Below are 19,340 nucleotides of genomic sequence, written 5' to 3' on the forward strand. Positions count from 1 at the left end.
CATGCGCCTGTCCGAACTCACCTCGCGCGGGAGCGAGGTCGAAGTCACCGGATTCTCGATCGACAATCGCAAGGTCGAACCCGGCCACGTGTTCGGCGCCTTTCGCGGTGCGGTCCATAATGGCGAGGACTTTATCGAGGACGCGGTCGAACGCGGCGCGGTCGCGGTCGTGTGCCGTGACGGAATCGGCACCTTCAAGGCGCAGCGCATCGCCTCCGACAATCCGCGCGAGACCTTTGCCGAAATGGCGGCGAAATTTTACGGACCCTATCCCGAAAATGTCGTCGCGGTCACCGGTACCAACGGCAAGACCTCGACCGTCGAGATGTGCCGCCAGATGTGGCGCATGATGGGCAAGCGCTCGGCCTCGATCGGGACGCTGGGCGTGACGACGTCGGACGACCAGGTGAAAACCGGGTTGACCACGCCCGACATCGTCACCTTCCTCAACAATATGGCCGGCCTCAAACGCATGGGGATCAGCCATGTCGCTTACGAGACTTCCAGCCACGGGCTCGACCAGCATCGCGCCGAGGGCGTGCCGCTGAAAGCTGCTGCTTTCACCAATTTCTCGCGCGACCATCTCGACTATCACGAGACGATGGAGGCCTATTTCGAGGCCAAGATGCGGTTGTTCGATGAGCTTTTGCCCGAGGACGGCACCGCGGTGGTGTGGACCGACGACGAATATTCCGATGCGGTGATCGCGCGGGTCAAGCAGCGCGGCCTCAAGCTGCTGACGGTGGGAGAGCGGGGCGAGACGATCCGGCTCGGCGACCGTCGCTCGACCGCGCTCGGCCAGGCGATGGCGATCACGCACGATGGCGAGACGCACCTGCTCAAGCTGCCGTTGATCGGCGGCTACCAGGCGGCCAACGTGATGACCGCGGCGGGGCTGATGCTCGCCACCGGCAGCGGGTTTGGCGACGTCTTCGCCGCGATGGGGCGGGTCAGTCCGGTACGCGGGCGGCTCGAACGCGCGGTGATCACCAAGAAGGGTGCGCCCATCTATGTCGACTATGCCCACACGCCCGACGCGCTGGTCGCGGCGATCGAGGCGCTGCGCCCGCATGTCGAGAAGAAGCTGATCACCGTGTTCGGCGCTGGCGGCGACCGCGACCGCGGTAAGCGCGCCCCGATGGGCATGGTCGCTGCCGAGGCAAGCGACATCGTCATCGTCACCGACGACAATCCTCGTAGCGAGGACCCGGCCACGATCCGCGCCGAAATCCTCGAAGGCGCGCCCGATGCCATCGAGGTCGAAGGCCGCCGCGCCGCGATCGAAAAGGCGATCGCGCTGGCCGAGGCGGGTGACATCGTCCTTCTGGCGGGCAAGGGCCACGAGCAGGGCCAGATCATCGGCGACGTCACCCATCCCTTCGACGACGGCGAAGTCGCTCGGGAGTGCGCCGCGTGAGCCTGTGGACCTCCGACGAAATCGCCGCCGCGACCGGCGGCACGGCGAGCGCCGAATTCGAGGTTAGCGGCGTCGCCTTCGACAGCCGCGAGATCGAGCCCGGCCACCTGTTCGTCGCGATGCCCGGGACGCAGTTTGACGGGCACGATTTTGTAGGAAAGGCGATCGAAAACGGCGCAACCGCGCTGCTCGTCAGCAAACCGCAGCAGCATCCGCACGTCCTCGTCGACGACGTCGCCGCCGCGCTCGAAGCGCTGGCCAAGGCGGCGCGCGCGCGGCTGTCGGACGAGGCGGTGGTCATCGGCGTGACCGGGTCGGTGGGAAAGACCTCGACCAAGGAAGCGCTCTACGCAGCGCTCGACCGCGCAAGCCTCGGCAAGGCGCACCGCTCGGTGAAGAGCTACAACAACCATACGGGCGTCCCGCTCAGCCTCGCGCGCATGCCCCGCGACACCAGATATGGCGTGTTCGAGATGGGGATGAACCATGCCGGCGAAATCGCTGCGCTGACCAAGCTCGTGCGCCCGCACATCGCGATGGTCACCACCATCGCCCCCGCGCATATCGAAAATCTGGGCACCATCGAAGCGATCGCCGATGCCAAGGCGGAAATCTTCGAGGGTCTCGAAGAGGGCGGCACCGCGATCGTTCCCGAGGACGTCCACCAGCGCGACCAGCTGGTGAAGGCGGCGCGCAAGCATGCGGCGCGCACGCTGACCTTCGGCTCGGGCGAGGCGGATGCGGCGGTGATCCACTCGGTCCCGGCGCGCGCGGGCGGCTCGCTGGTGACCGCGCGGCTGCCGGGGCGCGAGGTGACCTTCACCATCGCGCAACCGGGCGCGCACTGGGTCATGAACGCGCTCGCCGTGCTGGCGGCGGTCGGCGAGGCGGGCGCGGACGTCGCGGTCGCGGGGCTCGCGCTGGCCGATATGGGCGGACTTGCGGGACGCGGCGCGCGCCACCGGATCAAGGTCAATGGCGGCGAAGCGCTGCTGATCGATGAAAGCTACAACGCCAACTCGGCCTCGATGGCGGCGACGCTGGCAACCTTGGGCGCCGAGAAGGGCCGCAAGGTCGCGGTGCTGGGCGCGATGAAGGAGCTGGGCGAGGAAAGCGAGCGACTTCACGCCGAGCTGGCGGGCCCGGTGCGCGAGGCAGGGGTCGAACAGCTGATCCTCGTGGGCGACGAGATGGCCGCGCTCGAGGCGGCGCTGCTCGGCGAAATCCCGATCACGCGGGTCGAGAATGTCGAGCTCGCCACGCAGGCGCTGCAGCAGACCATCCGCATGGGCGACGCGGTGCTGGTCAAGGCGTCGAACAGCGTCGGGCTTGCAAAGCTGGTGAGCGCGATGGCAGGGGGGCGCTGATGTTATATCTGATTGCCGAATGGCTCGACTTTGCGGGGCCTTTGAACCTCATTCGCTACATCACCTTCCGTGCTGGCGCGACGACTGCGACGGCGCTGCTCATCGGGCTGCTGCTCGGCCCCAAATTCATCAACTGGCTGCGCAAGACGCAGGGCAAGGGCCAGCCGATCCGTGCCGACGGGCCGCAGAGCCATCTCGCCAAGCGCGGGACGCCGACGATGGGCGGACTGCTGATCCTCGTGTCGCTGGGCATTTCGGTGCTGCTGTGGATGGACCTTACCAACGTCTATGTCTGGTCGGTGCTGCTGGTCATCGCGGGCTTCGGGCTGATCGGATTTCTCGACGATTACGACAAGGTGAAGAAGGCGCATCATGCGGGGCTTTCGGCCAAATTCCGCCTGCTGCTCGAGTTCGCGATCGGCGGGCTCGCGACCTGGCTGATGGTGCGCGTGAGCGGGACCGATCTGCACCTGCCCTTCATCCAGGGGTCGGTGATCGATCTCGGCTGGCTCTACATCCCCTTCGGCGCGTTCGTGATCGTCGCGTTCGGCAATGCGGTAAACCTTACTGACGGGCTTGACGGGCTGGCGACCATGCCGGTGATCATCGCCAGCGTGGCCTTCGCGCTGATTGCCTACCTCGTCGGCAACGCGGTGTTCGCGGAATATCTCGGCATCCCCCACGTGCTGGGGGTGGGCGACCTTACCGTCGTGCTGCTCGGCATCGTCGGGGCGGGGCTCGCCTTCCTGTGGTTCAACGCGCCGCCCGCCGCCGTGTTCATGGGCGACACGGGCAGTCTCGCGCTGGGCGGCGGACTGGGCGCGATCGCGGTCGCGACGCACCATGAATTCGTGCTGGCGATCATCGGTGGGCTGTTCGTGCTCGAAGCGGTCAGCGTGATCGTGCAGGTCTTCTTCTACAAACGCACGGGCAAGCGCGTCTTCAAGATGGCGCCGATCCACCATCATTTCGAACATCTCGGCTGGAGCGAGCCGACGGTGGTGATCCGCTTCTGGATCATCAGCTTCGTGCTGGCGCTCGCGGGCCTTTCGACGCTCAAACTGCGGTGATCCTCTCCGAAGCCTGGCAGGGAAAGCGTTACGCCGTCTACGGCCTCGCCCGCTCCGGCCTGGCGAGCGTCGAAGCGCTGGTGCGCTCGGGCGCGAAGGTCGCCTGCTGGGACGACAAGGAAGAGGCAAGGAACGCCGCGTCGCCCTTTGCCGAGCGGATCGATTTTCTCGAGGCGGGGCTGGAAGGCTTCGACGCGCTGGTCGTCTCGCCGGGCGTGCCGCTCAACCGCCATCCGATCCGTGAGCTGGCCGAGAAGGCCGGGTGCGAGATCATCGGCGACGTAGAGCTGTTCGCGCGAGCGCGGGGGACGCTGCCCGAGCATAGTGTGGTCGGCATCACCGGCACCAACGGCAAGTCGACCACGACCGCGCTGATCACGCATATCCTGAAAGAGTCGGGCGTGCCGGCGACGATGAGCGGGAATATCGGCGTGCCGATCCTGTCGCAGGATCCGCTGCCCGCAGGCGGGGTCTATGTGCTCGAACTATCGAGTTACCAGATCGACATTACGAAAAGCCTCGATTGCGAGGTTGCCGTGCTACTCAACGTAACGCCCGATCATCTCGATCGCTATGACGGGTTCGAGGCCTATCGCGACAGCAAGCTCCGGCTGTTCGAGATGCAGGGCGAGACCCGGGTCGAGATCGACATGCGCGACATGAAACTGGCCTTTGACGGGACGCCCGGGGGGTGGAGCGCTTCCTTGGCAGGGCCGCACAATTTCGAGAACGCCACTGCAGCCATTTTGGCCTGCTCTGCGCTGGGGCTGGAGCGTGACCAGATCGAAACGGGCCTCGCCAGCTTTGCCGGCCTCCCGCACCGGATGGAGCAGGTGGCGGAGAAAGACGGCGTCCGCTTCGTCAACGACAGCAAGGCGACCAACCCGGCATCCGCCGCCCCCGCGCTGGCGGCCTACGACAAGGTGCGCTGGATCGTGGGCGGGCAGGCGAAGACCGAGAGCCTCGACGAGCTCGAGCCGCAGTTGGGGCATGTCGTCAAAGCCTATCTGATCGGCGAGAGCGAAGACTTGTGGGCGCGGCTGCTCGACGGGAAGGTCGAAACGGTGCGCTGCGGGACGCTCGAAGAGGCCGTGAAGGTTGCCGCTGCAGACGCGAGCGCAGGAGAAGTCGTGCTTTTGTCGCCGGCTTGTGCTTCTTTCGACCAGTTCGCGCATTTCGAGGCGCGCGGGGACGCATTTCGGGAGGCGGTCGAGCGACTGTGAGCAAGGCAAAGGGGCAGGTCTCCACGCGTTACGGCCGCGCCGACCGCTCGGCGCTCGGGCGCTGGTTCTGGGAAGTCGACAAGGTGCTGATGCTGCTGGTCGCGGTGCTGATCGGCTTCGGCCTGATCGCGGTCGCGGCGGCGAGCCCGGCGGCGGCGCAGCGCTATTCGGGTGCGGCCTTCACCTTCCCCGAACTCTATTTCTTCACCCGCCAGCTCTTCTGGATCGCGCTGAGCGTACCGCTCATCGTGCTGATCTCGATGCTCGACCGCAAGACTGCGCTGCGCCTGTCGCTGATCGGCGGGGCGATCACCCTCTTCGCGCTGTCGCTGGTGCCGCTGGTCGGGTTCGAGCGGAACGGCGCGCAGCGCTGGATCGATCTCGGTATCGCCGGCTTCCAGCCGTCCGAATTTTTGAAGCCCTTCTACATCATCGTGCTGGCCTGGCTGCTGACCGAGAAGAAGGGGCCGGGCGCGGTCGTCGTCTCGGGGCTGCTGGTCGCGCTCATCTCCGCCTTGCTGATGCTCCAGCCCGACTTCGGATCGACCATCATCTTCGTCGCCATGTGGGTGGTGATGCTGGCGCTGTCGGGGGTCAATATCCGCATCCTCGCGGGGCTGGGCGTCGCGGGGATCGTCGGGATCATCGCCGCCTATTTTCTCTACGATGTCGCGACGGTGCGCATCGACGCCTTCCTGTTCGGCGAAGGCGACAATTTCCAGACCGAGAATGCGATGCGGACGCTGACCGCGGGTGGACTGTTCGGGGTCGGGCCGGGGGCGGGGACGCGCAAATTCTCGCTGCCTGAGCCGCATACGGATTATATCTATTCGGTGATCGGGGAGGAGTTCGGGCTGGTCGCCTGCCTCGTTATCGCCATCCTCTATCTCGTGATTGTCGCGCGCGTGCTGATCCGCTTGCTCGACGAGGAAAATCGCATGGCGATCCTGGCCGGTGCGGGGCTGGTGCTGATGTTCGGGCTGCAGGCCTTAATCAACATGGCGGTGAACGTGCAGATCGCGCCGTCGAAAGGCATGACGCTGCCCTTCATTTCCTATGGCGGTTCGTCCATGATCGCGCTGTCGATCACGATGGGATTGCTGCTCGCCTTCACGCGCGCCAACCCCTATCTCAATCGCAGTCCGTACGTCGTTCGCTGGAGCCGCCGATGAACATCACCCTCGCCGCAGGAGGCACCGGAGGTCACATGACCCCCGCGCAGGCGCTCGCCGACGAGCTGAAGCGGCGCGGTCATGGCGTGATGCTGGTGACCGACGCGCGCGGCGCGGCCTATCCGGCATTGTTTGAAGAGTTTCCGGTCGAGCAGCTGCCCGCGGGGCGCATGGGCGGTGGGCTGTTCGGGATGATCCGCGCCTTTTTCAGCGTGCTCAAAGGGCGCAAGGCGGCGCGCGAACTGTATCGCGACTTTACTCCCGACGTGGTGGTGGGTTTTGGCGGTTATCCCGCATTCCCCGCGTTGCTCGCGGCGCGCGCGGAGGGCATTCCGACCGTGCTGCACGAACAGAATGCGGTGCTGGGGCGGGTCAATCGCCTGCTCGCGGGCAAGGCCAAGGCGGTGGCGACCAGCTACAAACATGTCGCGCGGCTCAAGGACACATCAAAGGCGGTGCATGTCGGCAATCCGGTGCGCGACGAGGTCAAGAGGCTGGGCGAGATGCCTTTCCCGAGCTTCGACGACAGCGCGCCGCTCAACATTCTGGTCACCGGCGGCAGCCAAGGGGCGACCATCCTTGCCGACGTCGTGCCCGAGGGCATGGCGCTGCTTGAACCGTCGCTGCGCCACCGGCTCAACATGGTCCAGCAGTGCCGCGAGGGCGATATCGAGCGGGTGCGTGCGCGCTATGCCGAGCTCGACATCCCGGCCAAGGTCACGACCTATATCGAGGACATGGCGAGCGAGCTGGCCGAGGCGCATCTTTTCATCGGGCGCGCGGGTGCGTCGACCATTGCCGAACTGACTGCGGCGGGGCGTCCGGCGATCCTCGTGCCGTTGCCGATCGCGACCGACGATCACCAGACTGCCAATGCGCGCGAGCTGCACGAGGCAGGCGGCGGACGCTCGATCCCGCAGGGTAATTTTACCGCGCAAGAACTGGCGGCGCAGGTCGAAGCGATCTGCAGCGATCCCGAAGCGTTGAGCAATGCGGCCAATCGCGCGTTGGGGCTGGGCAAGCCGCGCGCGGCCGAAGAACTGGCCGACCTCGTGCTGCGGGTGGGGGCCGGTGACAATCCGTTGCCGACCGACCCCGTCGCGCGGGCGGTACCGAGAGCGAAACCGAGTGGAATGGGAGTGCCTGCATGAAGGCGTTGGGACGCGATCTTGGGACGATTCACTTCGTCGGGATCGGTGGTATCGGCATGTCGGGCATCGCCGAAGTGATGCACCAGCTGGGCTATAAGGTGCAGGGCAGCGATTTGAAGGACGGGCCGGTCGTGCAGAAGCTGCGCGACGCCGGCATCACCGTCCATGTCGGACACGATCCGGATAACCTCGGCGATGCCGAAGTGGTCGTCTGCTCGACCGCCGTCCGCCGCACCAACCCCGAAGTGCAGGCCGCCTCCGAAAAGCGCCTTCCGCTGGTCAAGCGTAGCGAAATGCTCGCCGAGCTGATGCGCATGCAGCAAACCGTCGCTGTCGCCGGCACGCACGGCAAGACGACGACGACCTCGATGGTCGCCGCGCTGCTGGATGCGGGCGGGATCGACCCGACCGTCATCAATGGCGGGATCATCAATCGCTACGGCTCGAACGCGCGGCTGGGCAAGTCGGACTGGATGGTGGTCGAGGCGGACGAGAGCGACGGCAGCTTCCTGCGCCTCGACGGGACAATCGCGATCGTCACCAATATCGATCCGGAACATCTCGATCATTATGGCGGCTTCGAGGAGGTGAAGGCGGCCTTCTGCCAGTTCGTCGAGAACGTGCCTTTCTATGGCCTGGCGGTGATGTGCATCGACCATCCCGAGGTGCAGAATGTCATCGGGCAGGTGCAGGACCGGCGCATTCGTACCTACGGCTTTTCCGCTCAGGCGGACCTTCGTGCGGACAATCTGCAGCCCAAGCTCGGCGGGACCTGTTTCGACGTGGTCCACACCGACCGCGACGGCAATGTCCATACGATGGAGAATATCTGGGTGCCGATCCCGGGCCGGCATAATGTGCAGAACGCGCTGGCGGCGATCGGGGCGGCGATGGAGCTGGGGGTCAGCGAGGAACAGATCCGCGACGGCTTCAAGAGCTTCGACGGGGTCAAGCGGCGCTTTTCCAAGGTTGGCGAAGTGGGCGGCGCGGTGGTCATCGACGACTATGCGCACCACCCGGTCGAGATCAAAGCGGCGCTTCAGGCGGCGCGCGACGCGGTGCCCGAGGGCGGACGCGTCATCGCGGTGGCGCAGCCGCATCGCTACACCCGCTTGCGCGACCTGATGGACGAATTCCAGACCGCCTTTAACGAGGCCGATATCGTGATGGTCACGCCGGTCTACGAAGCGGGCGAGGACCCGATCGAGGGGGTCGGTGCCAAGGCGCTGGTCGACGGCCTGCGCGATCGCGGGCACCGCATGGCGCGCACCGTCGAGGACGAGGCGGATCTCGCCGAGGCGCTGCGCGACATCGCGGCCGAGGGCGACATCATCCTGTGCATGGGCGCGGGCGACATTACTGGCTGGGCAGCGCGGCTCGCCGAGGGCATCGAGCAAGCGAGGGCAGCCAAGTGACATCGATGCCAGCCGTGCGCGGCAAGCTGACGCAGGACGCACCCATCGCCAAGCTGACCTGGTTCAAGGTGGGCGGGGCGGCCGACTGGCTGTTCGAACCCGCCGATGTCGAGGATTTGCAGCATTTCCTGCGCGAGCTGGACCCCGAGGTGCCCGTCATGGGGCTCGGGCTCGGGTCCAACATGATCGTGCGCGATGGCGGGGTGCCGGGCGTGGTGATCAAGCTGGGCAAGCCGTTCGCGACCGTCAGCGAGGAAGGCGAGCATCGCCTTCGCTGCGGCGGCGCGGCGCACGGGATCCTCGTTTCCTCGGCGGCGCGCGATGCGGGTATTTCGGGGCTTGAATTCATGCGCTCCATTCCCGGAACGGTCGGCGGCTATGTCCGGATGAACGGCGGCGCCTACGGGACCGAGACGTGCGACGTGCTGATCGAGGCCGAAGTCGTGCTGCGCGACGGGACGCCCAAGACGCTGTCGTGTGAGGATCTCGGCTACTCCTACCGGCACAGCGAACTGCCCGAGGGTGCGATCGTGGTGTCGGCGCTGTTCGAAGGCGCGGCGGGCGACCCCGAAGCCATTCAGGCCGAGATGGATCGCATCGCGGAGGCACGCGAGCAGTCGCAGCCGCTGCGCACCAAGACCGGCGGATCGACATTCAAGAACCCCGAGGGCACGAGCGCTTGGAAAGAAGTCGACGCGGCCGGCTGTCGCGGGCTGAAAAATGGCGGCGCGCAGGTGAGCGAAAAGCACACCAACTTCCTGATCAATACGGGCGATGCGACCGCCGCTGATATCGAAGGGCTGGGCGACGAAGTGCGGCGGCGCGTGAAAGAGCATTCGGGTGTTGAACTCGAATGGGAAATCCAGAGAGTGGGGCGTAAGGAAAAGAAAGCGTGAGCGTGGACAAGGACATCCATATCGTCGTGCTGATGGGCGGCTGGTCGGCGGAGCGCGATGTGTCGCTTTCCTCGGGCGAGGGCGTGGTGAAGGCACTGCGCGAGCGGGGCTTTTCCAACGTCACGCCGGTCGACATGGATCGCAAGGTCGCTACCGTGCTCACCGGACTGCGCCCCGATGTCGTATTCAATGCGCTCCACGGGACGCCGGGCGAGGATGGCAGCGTGCAGGGCATGCTCGACCTGATGGACATTCCCTACACCCATTCGGGCGTGACGACCTCGGCCGTCGCGATCGACAAGCAGCTGACCAAGGCGGTGCTCGAACCGCATGGCATCCCGATGCCGCCGGGAAAAATCGTCGAGAGCGAGAGCCTGTATGACGGCGACCCGATGCCGCGACCGTTCGTGCTCAAGCCCGTCGACGAAGGGTCGTCGGTGGGTGTCGCAATTGTGACCGAAGAGAGCAATTACGGGTCGCCCATCGCGCGTGATGCGAAGGGGCCGTGGCAGGATTTCGATCGACTGCTCGCCGAGGAATTTATTGCCGGGCACGAGCTGACGGTGGCGGTGCTGGGCGACGAGGCGCTTGAGGTGACCGAGCTAAAGATCGAGAGCGGCTGGTACGACTACGAGCATAAATATACGGACGGGCAGACGGTCCACGAATGTCCCGCCGACGTGCCCCCCGAGATTGCCGAGGCGATGAAGAACTATGCGCTCGAGGCGCATCGCGTGCTCGGCTGCAAGGGCTGTTCGCGCTCCGACTTCCGTTGGGATGACACGCGCGGGCTGAACGGGCTCTTCCTGCTCGAAACCAATACGCAGCCCGGCATGACGCCGCTCAGCCTCGTGCCCGAACAGGCCAAGGCGCGCGGCATTTCCTATGGCGAATTGTGCGAGCGGCTGATCGAGGAGGCGCTGGCCCGGTGAGCGCCAAGCACGTCAAACGCGCCGCGCCCAAGCGCAAGGCGGCCAAGCCCAGGGGCAAGACCAAGGCGGCGACCAAGAAGGTTGCCAAGGCGGTCGGCACCAGCCAGGCCAACGCCGACCGCGTGGCACGCGGGGCGTTAGTCGCGCTGGTTGCGGTGGTCGTGATCGCGGTGCTGTTCGCCATGGGCGTGCCGGCGCAGGCGGGACGCGCGGCGGGCGAAGCGATCGGCGACATGGGGTTCAGGGTCGACCGGGTCGATGTGGTCGGGATCGAACAGATGGATTCGGCGCCCGTCTATGCACTTGCGTTCAGGACACGCGACCGCAATCCCGCGCTGCCGCTGGTCGATGTCGACGGGATCCGCGAACAATTGTTGAGCGAGGGATGGGTCAAGGATGCGCGCGTGTCGCGCCGCTATCCCGACACGCTGGTGATCGACATCGTGGAGCGCACGCCCGCGGCATTGTGGCAGGGGCAGCGCAGCCTGTTCCTGATCGACGAGGAAGGCGTGCTGCTCGACCGCGTGCCGATCGCCGAGATGCCCGACCTGCCGCTGCTGATGGGCGAGGGGGCCAACCGCCAATATCCCGCGCTGCGTCGCCTGCTCGACGAAGAGCCGGGGTTGAACGCGCAATTGGCCTCGGCGCGATGGGTCGGCGGACGACGTTGGGACTTGAATGTCCAGACGGGCGAGATATTGGCGCTGCCCGAGGGCGAGGCCCAGGCCGCCGACGCCCTCGAAAAATTCATGCGCCAGGACCGCGCGACCCCGCTGCTGGGGATCGGGGTCGAGCGCTACGACTTGAGGATCGATGGACAGATGATCGCCCGCAGCCCAGCTCTCACGCAAGAGGCCGCGCGATAATGGCGGACGATCGCGACCTCATCGCCGCGCTCGACATTGGTTCGTCCAAAGTGTCGGCGCTGATTTGCGAAAAAGACGACGAAGGCAATCTGCGAGTGCTCGGCACGGGGCAGCGCGAAAGCCGCGGGGTCAAGCGCGGCGCGATCGTCGACATGGACCTGTCCGAAGTCGCGGTGCGCGAGGCGGTCGACCTCGCCGAACGCATGAGCGGGGTCACGATCGACGACGTCTGGGCGAGCTTTGCTGCAGGCGGGCTGACCAGCGACCTGGTCGAGGTCGATGTCGAACTGGGCGGGCATCCGGTCGAACAAGGCGATATCGAACGACTGTTGGCGGCGGGGCGCGAGGCGACCGACCGCGAGGATCAGGTCACGCTTCACGCGCATCCCGCGCTTTACACGATCGATGGGGTGCAGGGGGTCAAGAACCCGCTCGGCCTCCACGCCGACCGGCTGGGCGTCGATATTCACGTCATCGCTGCCGACGAAGCGCCGCTTAAGAATGTCGATTTCGCGATCCGCTCGGCGCATCTGGGCGTCGGCGCGATCATCGCGGCGCCGGCCGCGAGCGCTCATGCCTGTCTCAGCGAGGACGAGCGCGATCTTGGCGTGGCGCTGGTCGAGCTGGGCGCGGATATCACCAATGTGTCGCTCCATGCGGGCGGGATGCTGGTCGGGCTGCACACCATCCCGATCGGTGCGCGCGACGTGAGCGAGGATATCGCGATGGCGTTCGGCGTGCCGCGCCGCGATGCCGAGCGGATGAAATGCTACTACGGCAGCGCGATGCAGTCGCCGCGCGACAATGCCGAGATGATCGACGCGCTGGTCGGCGAGGGGCAGGAGCCCGTTCGCATCACCCGCGCGCAGCTGGTCAACGTCATCCGCCAGCGGATCGAGGAAATTTCGGGGCTGGTCGATGGGGCGCTCAAGGACATGGGCTTTTCGGGGCCGGTCGGACGGCAGGTGGTCATCACCGGCGGCGGCGCGGACCTCAAGAACATGGCCGATTACATGCAGGGCGTGCTCGGACGGAACGTGCGGGTCGGTCGGCCCAAGGGGCTTCCGGGCCTGCCCGAGGCGATGCAGGGGCCCGGCTTCTCGACGCTGGTCGGGCTGGCGCGGCTTGCCGCGCGCGACCGCAGCGACGTGCGCGACCTGGCGCTCGGTGCGCTCGAGGAACAGCGCAAAGGCGGGCTTTTGGCGCGGCTGGTGAGAGTACTTCGCCAGGGCAGCTGAATCGGGACGGAACCGTTCCGATGTGTGCCATAATGAATCACTGATTCACTTTTTTGGACTCGTTAACATTTTTTGCTTTGTCCGCGAGTCGCGATGTGTCAGAATCAGCCTAGTTTGAAGCAGTTGTGAGGGAATGGGGGATCTTATGAGCATTGACCTGATGCGGCCGGAAGTCGACGAGCTTCGTCCTCGGATCAGTGTCATCGGCGTCGGTGGCGCGGGCGGAAACGCCATTGCGAACATGATGAATGCGGACGTCCAGGGCGTCGAATTCCTCGTGGCGAATACCGATGCGCAGGCGCTCAACGCCTCGGATGCAGACACGCGCATCCAGCTGGGCATGAAGATCACCCAGGGTCTGGGCGCGGGTTCGCGTCCCGAAATCGGTCGCGCCGCGGCCGAAGAGACGATGGAAGAGATCGAGAAGACCCTTGAAGGCTCGCACATGTGCTTCATCGCCGCAGGCATGGGCGGCGGCACCGGCACGGGCGCCGCGCCGGTCATCGCCAAGGCTGCGCGCGACAAGGGGATCCTGACCGTCGGTGTCGTGACCAAGCCCTTCGCCTTCGAAGGCGCGCGCCGCATGCGCTCGGCCGAAAGCGGGCTCGAAGAGCTGCAGAAGCATGTCGACACGCTGATCGTCATTCCCAACCAGAATCTGTTCCGCCTCGCGACCGCCGACACCACCTTCAAGGAAGCCTTTGAAATGGCCGACGAGGTGCTGCAGCAGGGCGTGCGCGGCATCACCGACCTGATGGTCATGCCGGGCCTGATCAACCTCGACTTCGCCGACGTTCGCTCGGTAATGGGCGAGATGGGCAAGGCGATGATGGGCACCGGCGAGGCCGAGGGCGACAATCGCGCCATCGAAGCCGCCGAGAAGGCCATCTCCAACCCGTTGCTCGACGGGGTGAGCATGAAGGGCGCCAAGGGCGTCATCATCTCAATCACCGGCGGCATGGACATGAAGCTGATGGAAGTCGACGAGGCGGCCAGCCACATCAAGGAACTGGTCGACGACGACGCCAACATCATCTGGGGCAGCGCCTTCAACGACGACCTCGACGGCAAGATCCGCGTGAGCGTGGTCGCGACGGGTATCGACGGGCAGGCGGCGGCGATGCCGACGGGTGCGACCACGGCGACCGCAACGACCACGGGCGGCTCGATGAGCGGTTCGATGGGTGCGGGCAAGGTCTTCGCCTTCCCGGGCAAAGCTATGGGCGGCGCCGAGACGCCCACCACGCCGACCACCGAGGCCGACACCGACATGGACGACGAGGACGAGGCGCTCGACCTGACCCAGGAGGCGGCCGACGACGAGGACGAGCTGCTGCTAGGCCAGGAAGATGCAGTGACCACGCCGCCGATCGCCACGCCCGAAGCCAATGACGAGGACGACAACGTCCCCAATGCCGGGTTCAGCGGCGTGAAGGGCGAAGTCGAAAGCGGGACGCTATTCGAGCGGATGAGCTCGATCGCGCGGGGCGCTGCGACGGCGGAAGCCAAGGACGGCGAAGAAGCGCGCGATGCCATTGATATTCCGCGCTTTTTGAACCGCCAGAACAACCAGTAGGCCAATTTGGGTTAGTCGATGGGGGCCGTTCGTCGCACTGGCGGGGCGGCTCACCCTTAACGCGTTAGGAGTCAGCTACGCGCAAGGACTTGTCTGGCATGAGGGCTGTCATGCGACATGAAATGATTCGCCGCGCGCGCGGGGCGCTCTGTGCTGCCGCTGCGACGCTGGCCGTGACACTTGCCTTGCCCGTAGCTGCCCAGCAGGCCGACCCTGCAGCGACGCTGACCGCCAATTTGCGGACGCTCGACCGCGATCCGAACAATTTTGCCGCGCTGATCGCGGCGGGTGACGCAGCGGTCGACGTGGGCGACCTGCGCACCGCGACGGGCCTGTTCGGGCGCGCCGCCGAGCGGTCGCCGAGCGCGTGGGAGCCGCAGGCGGGGTTCGGGCGCATTGCCGCCGCGCAGGGCGACCCGATGCCTGCCATGGGCTATTTCACCGAAGCGGTGCGCCGCGGGGGCGACGTGACACGCTTCGCGGTCGATCGCGGGCTGGCAAAGGACCTGCTGGGCGACACGGCGGGTGCGCAGGCCGATTACCGGATGGGGCTTGGCCGCGAAGACGACGCCACCGCGCGTCGTCGCCTTGCCCTGAGCCTGGCGATCGACGGTGAACGCACGGCGGCGCTGGCCTTTCTCCAGCCGCTGATCAACGCCGGCGACCCTGCGGCGCGGCGCGTGCGAGCGTTCGTGCTGGCGCTGACGGGGGATCTCGACGGCGCGCGCAATGCGATCGAGCGCGAGATGCCGGGCGCGTCGGCGCAATTGACGCCGTTCTTGCAGAAGCTGCCGATCATCTCGCCCGCGCAGAAGGCTGCGGCGGTGCATCTGGGCATGTTCCCCGAAACCAGCGAAATCCGTCTGGCCGAGCGTCGAGCCAATGTCGCTGCGCCTTCGATCAGGCCGCCGGCCGCGCCGCAGGCGCAGGTGCAGGCGCAACGCAACGACACGCGTCGTAACGATCGGCGTTCCAGGCGCGGGCGCACTGCCGAGACCAAGGTCGAGCGCAATCTCGAAGTCACTTACGAGCCGGTCGAACGCCCGGCGCTCACGGTCGAATATGAGCCGCTCGAGCGCGCGACGACCGCGCCGCCGGCCGAGGCGGTTCGCGACGTGGCGCTCCCGGCGGCGCGCGAGAGCCAGCTGTCGACCGTGGTTCAGGAGCAAAGGCCGACCAATGAGGGGCGCAGCGGAGAGCGGCTGGCCAGCATCGACCAGCTGCTGACCCAGCCGGCGTCCGCGACCACGCCGCCGCCCTCGCAACCGCGCTACGAGGCGCCGCCACCCTCGCGCCCCAAATTCGAGGCCACGCCGCAGCCCAAGGTGGAGGAAGAGGCTCCGCCGCCGCCGCCCAAGCCCAAACCCGCGCCGCCCAAGCCGGACATCGGCACCGAGGGCACCTGGTGGGTGCAACTGGCGGGCGGCTCGCGCGCCGACGGGATGAGCCGCGAATGGCGCCGCCTCAAGGGTGAGGCCGGATCGCTGCTCAACGGGCAGACCCCGTATGTTACCGATGGTGTGCGTTATTTCCGCCTGCTGGTCGGGCCCTTTTCTTCCCGTGACAAAGCGCAGGAATTGACCAATAAGCTGCGCGGCAATGGCATCGACGTCTTCACCTATCGGCGCAATCCCGCCGCGCTCAAGATCACGCCACTCTAGGCTCGCCGCCGACCCTGCGTCGGCCCGGCGCGTCCATGCGGAAGACGATCGCGGACCACGCGGCCCGCGCGACGCCTTCCAGCGCGATCGCGACCGCATCATTCACTCGGTGGCTTTCCGTAGGCTGCGGCACAAGACGCAGGTCTTCGTCGCGCCCGACGGCGATCATTACCGCGTCCGCCTGACCCACAGCCTGGAGGTCGCGCAGATCGGCCGCGCAATGGCGCGCGCGCTGGGGCTGAACGAGGACCTGACCGAGGCATTGTGCCTGGCGCACGACCTGGGTCATCCGCCCTTCGGACATGGCGGCGAGGATGCGCTCGATCGCAAGCTGGAGACGGCCGGTGGCTTTGATCATAACGGCCACTCGCTGCGCATCGTGACGCTGCTCGAGGCGCCCTATCCGGGGTTTGACGGGCTCAACCTGTCGGATGCTACACTGGACGGGCTGGCCAAGCATAACGGGCCGGTCGCCAACCCCGAATGGGCGATGGCGGAGGCGGCCAACGCCAATGGCATCGACCTTTCCGGCTGGCCGAGCCTGGAAGCGCAGGTCGCGGCAATCGCCGACGACATCGCCTACGACAATCACGACATCGATGACGGGCTGCGCGCGGGTATCCTCGACCTCGACACGTTGCTTGGGCTGCCGATGGTTGGCGAGCATTGGGAAGCGATCGAGGCGCGTCACCCGGGGCTCGACGCCGACCGCAAGCAATGCGCGCTGGTGCGTGACCAGATCGGCACGATGGTCGGTGACGTGCTCGATGAAACGCGGCGGCGGATTGACTCGGCCGGGGTGGAGACGGCGGACGACGTGCGCGCGCATGACGCGCCGCTGGTCGGCTTCTCCAGCGACATGGCGGCGAACGAGCGGGCGCTCAAGAAGCATATGTACAAGCATCTCTACGACAGCGCTGCGCTGCGTCCGATCCGGCGCAAGGCGCAGGAGATCGTCGGCAATCTCGCCAGCGCCTTCATCGAGGGAGACGCGCCGCTTCCCGACGGATGGCAGCGCCACGATGACGAGCGAGGACGCCTGCGCGGTATCGGCGACTATATCGCCGGGATGACCGACCCGTTCGCGATCAGCGCGCACGAGAAATTGGTGGGTCCGGCGAGCCTGCCCAAGGACCGTTTTTGAGATGCCGCGCGCGGCGATCATCGGGGCGACCGGGCTGATCGGGTCCGAGTTCGTCAAGCGCTGGCCGGAGAGCGAACCGCTGTTGGCGCTGGGGCGCAAGGGCAGTCTTCCCGATCATTCCGATTGGCGGATCAAATATGGCGGGATGGATGAGTGGCCGCGCCTGCTGGAGGGTGAGCAGGTCGACGTCGCCATCGCCACCATCGGCACGACCTGGGCCAAGGTCGGCAACTGGGACAGGTTCGAAGCGATCGACCGCCACGCGGTGACCGGCTTTTTGCGTGCGGCCAAGGAAGCTGGCGCACGCCATGCGATCGTCGTGTCCTCGACCATGGCCGATGCCGACAGTCGCAATCAGTATCTGGCGATCAAGGGGCGAATGGAGGCCGATGCGAAGGCATTGGGCTTTGCGCGGCTCGACATCGTGCGGCCCGGCCTGCTGCGCGGGCAGCGTGGGGCGGAACGCCGTTGGAAGGAGCGGCTGGGTATTCTTGTGTCGCCACTGGTCAATGCGCTGCTCCACGGACGCCTGCACAAATATCGCGCGATCGATGCCGCCGTCGTGGCCGCAGCGATGGTCCGCCTAGCGCTTGGCGAAGGCGATGGAACGCGCGTTCTGCACAACCGCGACCTGATGGAACTGGCCGAAAACGGGACGGCCTGATCCCCGCGATTTCCCGAATCGATTAACTTTTGGTATACCACGCTCGTACTGAGTGAGGGGTGAGCTCCATGTCGTTACTGATTGCGGCGCTGTTGATGGTTGCCGGGACGGAGGGTTCCGACAAGGAATCGCCGACCGACTTCGGTGTGCGCGAGGTCAATGTGACCAGCCACGGTTTCAAGGCCGTCAATATGCCGCCGGTGATCACGCCGCTGGCTGGCGCAGCATTCAACATGTCGTCGGCTGCCGCGCTCGGCGCGCGGTTCGGCATTGTCACCTCGACCTATCGCAACCCCGCGCATAACCGCCGCGTCGGCGGTGCACCCAACAGTTACCACCTGCGCAATCGCGCGATCGACATTGCGCGGCGCCCGGGTGTCACGCATCGCCAGATCGATGCCGCCTATCGCGCGGCGGGCTATCGCCTGGTCGAGAGCCTCGATGAAGGCGACCACAGCCATTTCGCCTTTGCGGGGCGGGGCGAGGATAGCGTGGTGCAGACCATCGCGACCGCGCCGGTCGTCGCCCAAACGCCGGGCGCGACGATGGTGCCGACCGGTGACAAGCCCACCGACTTCCGCATCGTGTTCGCGCCCAAGTCGTCCGACTAGCCCTCCTTCTTAGCCACCAGCAGCAACTCCATCCGCTTGAGCTGACGCTCGAGCCGGTTGATGTGCATTTGCGGCCAGAAGGTCAGCTTCATGGTCAGCGAGGCAAGAAAGGCGACGGCGGCGGGTAGGCCCCAGCGCAAGGCTTCGAGCTCGGTCTCGGCGCGGAAAAAGTGAATCGCGGCCCAGACCGAAACCAGAAACAGCGCGAACTGGACGATGAAGAGAATGGTCGCCGCCCACCAAGTATTGCCCTTGAAGATCGAGAAAGCCTGCTCGAAATAGCCGGGCTCTTCCAGCCCATCCCAGTCGGCGACCAGGTCGCGTTCCTCGGCCTCGAGCGCGGCGCGGATGCGTTCGTCGATGTTGGTCATGTATTTTCTCCTTCGAACTGTTCGCGCAATTTCTGGCGCGCATGCATGAGGCGGGTCTTGGCAGTCCCCACCGGAATATCGAGTGCGGCCGCCACCTCGGCGACCGAAAAGCCCTCCAGGTAGAAGAGGGCGATGGCGGCGCGCTGGCCGGGCGGGAGCGCGGCGATGGCCTCGCGCAACTCGCCATGCTCGGCTGCCGTATCGGGCGCTCTCGGTGCGTCCGGCTCGGGCAATTTCTCGTCGCGGCGGCGGTCGGCCATCTCGCGGCGCATCATGCGCCCGGCCTTTCCGGTGACGATGCGATAGGCCCAGGCGCGAAAGGCGCGCGGATCCTTCAATCGGTCGAGCCGCGCGAAAATCTCGCGCCAGGCACCCTGCACCGCATCCTCGGCATCGGCATGGTTGCCGGTCAGGCGCAGCGCATGGGCCATCATCGGACGATGGTGCGCCTCGACCAATTGCCGCGCGGCCTTGCGGTCGCCGTCGAGGGTGGCGGTGACGAGCCAGTCGTCCAATAGTCGTGCAGGCTGGCTCACGGCGCTCCCCCTTTTTCAAATGTCACCCTA

At 66.2% G+C, this 19,340-nt stretch carries 18 protein-coding genes; 16 read left to right on the forward strand and 2 right to left on the reverse strand.

The features are described 5' to 3' along the window. Position 1 precedes the first annotated feature (1 nt). The 16 genes from KTQ36_RS03695 to KTQ36_RS03770 all read left to right on the forward strand — a co-directional run bounded on the left by KTQ36_RS03695 (position 2) and on the right by KTQ36_RS03770 (position 18,403). Entirely contained in the window at positions 2-1,417 is a 1,416-nt protein-coding gene (locus KTQ36_RS03695; RefSeq protein WP_218632396.1) for a UDP-N-acetylmuramoyl-L-alanyl-D-glutamate--2,6-diaminopimelate ligase, read from the forward strand. Then, positions 1,414-2,784: a UDP-N-acetylmuramoyl-tripeptide--D-alanyl-D-alanine ligase gene (locus KTQ36_RS03700; RefSeq protein ID WP_218632397.1), complete on the forward strand. Its 1,371-nt coding sequence runs from the start codon at positions 1,414-1,416 to the stop codon at positions 2,782-2,784. The genes KTQ36_RS03695 and KTQ36_RS03700 overlap by 4 nt, the downstream gene beginning before the upstream one ends. Continuing rightward, the gene (gene mraY / locus KTQ36_RS03705) at positions 2,784-3,854 is read left to right on the forward strand and encodes a phospho-N-acetylmuramoyl-pentapeptide-transferase (RefSeq protein ID WP_218632398.1); all 1,071 of its coding nucleotides are present in this window, start codon (positions 2,784-2,786) and stop codon (positions 3,852-3,854) included. The genes KTQ36_RS03700 and mraY overlap by 1 nt, the downstream gene beginning before the upstream one ends. Beyond that, entirely contained in the window at positions 3,851-5,077 is a 1,227-nt protein-coding gene (locus tag KTQ36_RS03710) for a Mur ligase family protein (RefSeq protein ID WP_218632399.1), read from the forward strand. The genes mraY and KTQ36_RS03710 overlap by 4 nt, the downstream gene beginning before the upstream one ends. Beyond that, positions 5,074-6,249, forward strand: coding sequence for an FtsW/RodA/SpoVE family cell cycle protein (locus KTQ36_RS03715; protein WP_345777657.1), 1,176 nt, complete (start codon positions 5,074-5,076; stop codon positions 6,247-6,249). Before KTQ36_RS03710 ends, KTQ36_RS03715 begins: the two co-directional genes overlap by 4 nt. Next, the gene (gene murG / locus KTQ36_RS03720) at positions 6,246-7,400 is read left to right on the forward strand and encodes an undecaprenyldiphospho-muramoylpentapeptide beta-N-acetylglucosaminyltransferase (protein ID WP_218632400.1); all 1,155 of its coding nucleotides are present in this window, start codon (positions 6,246-6,248) and stop codon (positions 7,398-7,400) included. The genes KTQ36_RS03715 and murG overlap by 4 nt, the downstream gene beginning before the upstream one ends. Then, positions 7,397-8,815: a UDP-N-acetylmuramate--L-alanine ligase gene (gene murC / locus KTQ36_RS03725; protein ID WP_218632401.1), complete on the forward strand. Its 1,419-nt coding sequence runs from the start codon at positions 7,397-7,399 to the stop codon at positions 8,813-8,815. The genes murG and murC overlap by 4 nt, the downstream gene beginning before the upstream one ends. A 5-nt stretch (positions 8,816-8,820) precedes the next feature. Continuing rightward, a complete protein-coding gene (gene murB / locus KTQ36_RS03730) occupies positions 8,821-9,711 on the forward strand; it encodes a UDP-N-acetylmuramate dehydrogenase (RefSeq protein WP_218633809.1) in 891 nt (296 codons plus the stop codon). After that, positions 9,708-10,643: a D-alanine--D-alanine ligase gene (locus tag KTQ36_RS03735; protein WP_218632402.1), complete on the forward strand. Its 936-nt coding sequence runs from the start codon at positions 9,708-9,710 to the stop codon at positions 10,641-10,643. The genes murB and KTQ36_RS03735 overlap by 4 nt, the downstream gene beginning before the upstream one ends. Next, positions 10,640-11,509: a cell division protein FtsQ/DivIB gene (locus tag KTQ36_RS03740; protein ID WP_218632403.1), complete on the forward strand. Its 870-nt coding sequence runs from the start codon at positions 10,640-10,642 to the stop codon at positions 11,507-11,509. The genes KTQ36_RS03735 and KTQ36_RS03740 overlap by 4 nt, the downstream gene beginning before the upstream one ends. Continuing rightward, the gene (ftsA, locus tag KTQ36_RS03745; RefSeq protein WP_218632404.1) at positions 11,509-12,747 is read left to right on the forward strand and encodes a cell division protein FtsA; all 1,239 of its coding nucleotides are present in this window, start codon (positions 11,509-11,511) and stop codon (positions 12,745-12,747) included. Before KTQ36_RS03740 ends, ftsA begins: the two co-directional genes overlap by 1 nt. Before the next feature lie 145 nt (positions 12,748-12,892). Then, positions 12,893-14,323 (forward strand): cell division protein FtsZ, encoded by a 1,431-nt coding sequence (gene ftsZ / locus KTQ36_RS03750; RefSeq protein ID WP_218632405.1) that lies wholly within the window; start codon positions 12,893-12,895, stop codon positions 14,321-14,323. 110 nt (positions 14,324-14,433) lie between these two features. Then, the gene (locus KTQ36_RS03755; RefSeq protein ID WP_218632406.1) at positions 14,434-15,984 is read left to right on the forward strand and encodes an SPOR domain-containing protein; all 1,551 of its coding nucleotides are present in this window, start codon (positions 14,434-14,436) and stop codon (positions 15,982-15,984) included. Beyond that, positions 15,923-17,128, forward strand: a complete 1,206-nt coding sequence (locus KTQ36_RS03760) for a deoxyguanosinetriphosphate triphosphohydrolase (protein WP_218632407.1) — start codon at positions 15,923-15,925, stop codon at positions 17,126-17,128. Before KTQ36_RS03755 ends, KTQ36_RS03760 begins: the two co-directional genes overlap by 62 nt. A 1-nt stretch (position 17,129) precedes the next feature. Next, on the forward strand, positions 17,130-17,792 hold the full coding sequence (locus KTQ36_RS03765; protein WP_218632408.1) for a Rossmann-fold NAD(P)-binding domain-containing protein: 663 nt from the start codon (positions 17,130-17,132) through the stop codon (positions 17,790-17,792). 68 nt (positions 17,793-17,860) lie between these two features. Continuing rightward, positions 17,861-18,403, forward strand: a complete 543-nt coding sequence (locus KTQ36_RS03770) for a D-Ala-D-Ala carboxypeptidase family metallohydrolase (RefSeq protein ID WP_218632409.1) — start codon at positions 17,861-17,863, stop codon at positions 18,401-18,403. Here the strand turns inward: KTQ36_RS03770 and KTQ36_RS11315 are convergent. Both KTQ36_RS11315 and KTQ36_RS03780 read right to left on the reverse strand, forming a co-directional pair. Beyond that, complete coding sequence (locus KTQ36_RS11315) at positions 18,400-18,774, reverse strand: DUF6768 family protein (protein ID WP_255554202.1); 375 nt, start codon at positions 18,772-18,774, stop codon at positions 18,400-18,402. The genes KTQ36_RS03770 and KTQ36_RS11315 overlap by 4 nt on opposite strands. After that, positions 18,771-19,310, reverse strand: a complete 540-nt coding sequence (locus tag KTQ36_RS03780; protein ID WP_218632410.1) for an RNA polymerase sigma factor — start codon at positions 19,308-19,310, stop codon at positions 18,771-18,773. The genes KTQ36_RS11315 and KTQ36_RS03780 overlap by 4 nt, the downstream gene beginning before the upstream one ends. Positions 19,311-19,340 lie beyond the last annotated feature (30 nt).

This window comes from Sphingomicrobium clamense, from assembly GCF_019264355.1.
Classification (GTDB): Bacteria; Pseudomonadota; Alphaproteobacteria; order Sphingomonadales; family Sphingomonadaceae; genus Sphingomicrobium; species Sphingomicrobium clamense.

Coding starts and splice junctions, on each gene's coding strand:
- murG (WP_218632400.1), top strand. CDS start 6,246: ATGAACATCACCCTCGCCGCAGGAGGCACCGGAGGTCACATGACCCCC.
- ftsA (WP_218632404.1), top strand. CDS start 11,509: ATGGCGGACGATCGCGACCTCATCGCCGCGCTCGACATTGGTTCGTCC.
- murC (WP_218632401.1), top strand. CDS start 7,397: ATGAAGGCGTTGGGACGCGATCTTGGGACGATTCACTTCGTCGGGATC.
- KTQ36_RS11315 (WP_255554202.1), bottom strand. CDS start 18,774: ATGACCAACATCGACGAACGCATCCGCGCCGCGCTCGAGGCCGAGGAA.
- KTQ36_RS03760 (WP_218632407.1), top strand. CDS start 15,923: ATGGCATCGACGTCTTCACCTATCGGCGCAATCCCGCCGCGCTCAAGA.
- murB (WP_218633809.1), top strand. CDS start 8,821: ATGCCAGCCGTGCGCGGCAAGCTGACGCAGGACGCACCCATCGCCAAG.
- mraY (WP_218632398.1), top strand. CDS start 2,784: ATGTTATATCTGATTGCCGAATGGCTCGACTTTGCGGGGCCTTTGAAC.
- KTQ36_RS03765 (WP_218632408.1), top strand. CDS start 17,130: ATGCCGCGCGCGGCGATCATCGGGGCGACCGGGCTGATCGGGTCCGAG.
- KTQ36_RS03770 (WP_218632409.1), top strand. CDS start 17,861: ATGTCGTTACTGATTGCGGCGCTGTTGATGGTTGCCGGGACGGAGGGT.
- ftsZ (WP_218632405.1), top strand. CDS start 12,893: ATGAGCATTGACCTGATGCGGCCGGAAGTCGACGAGCTTCGTCCTCGG.
- KTQ36_RS03755 (WP_218632406.1), top strand. CDS start 14,434: ATGCGACATGAAATGATTCGCCGCGCGCGCGGGGCGCTCTGTGCTGCC.
- KTQ36_RS03695 (WP_218632396.1), top strand. CDS start 2: ATGCGCCTGTCCGAACTCACCTCGCGCGGGAGCGAGGTCGAAGTCACC.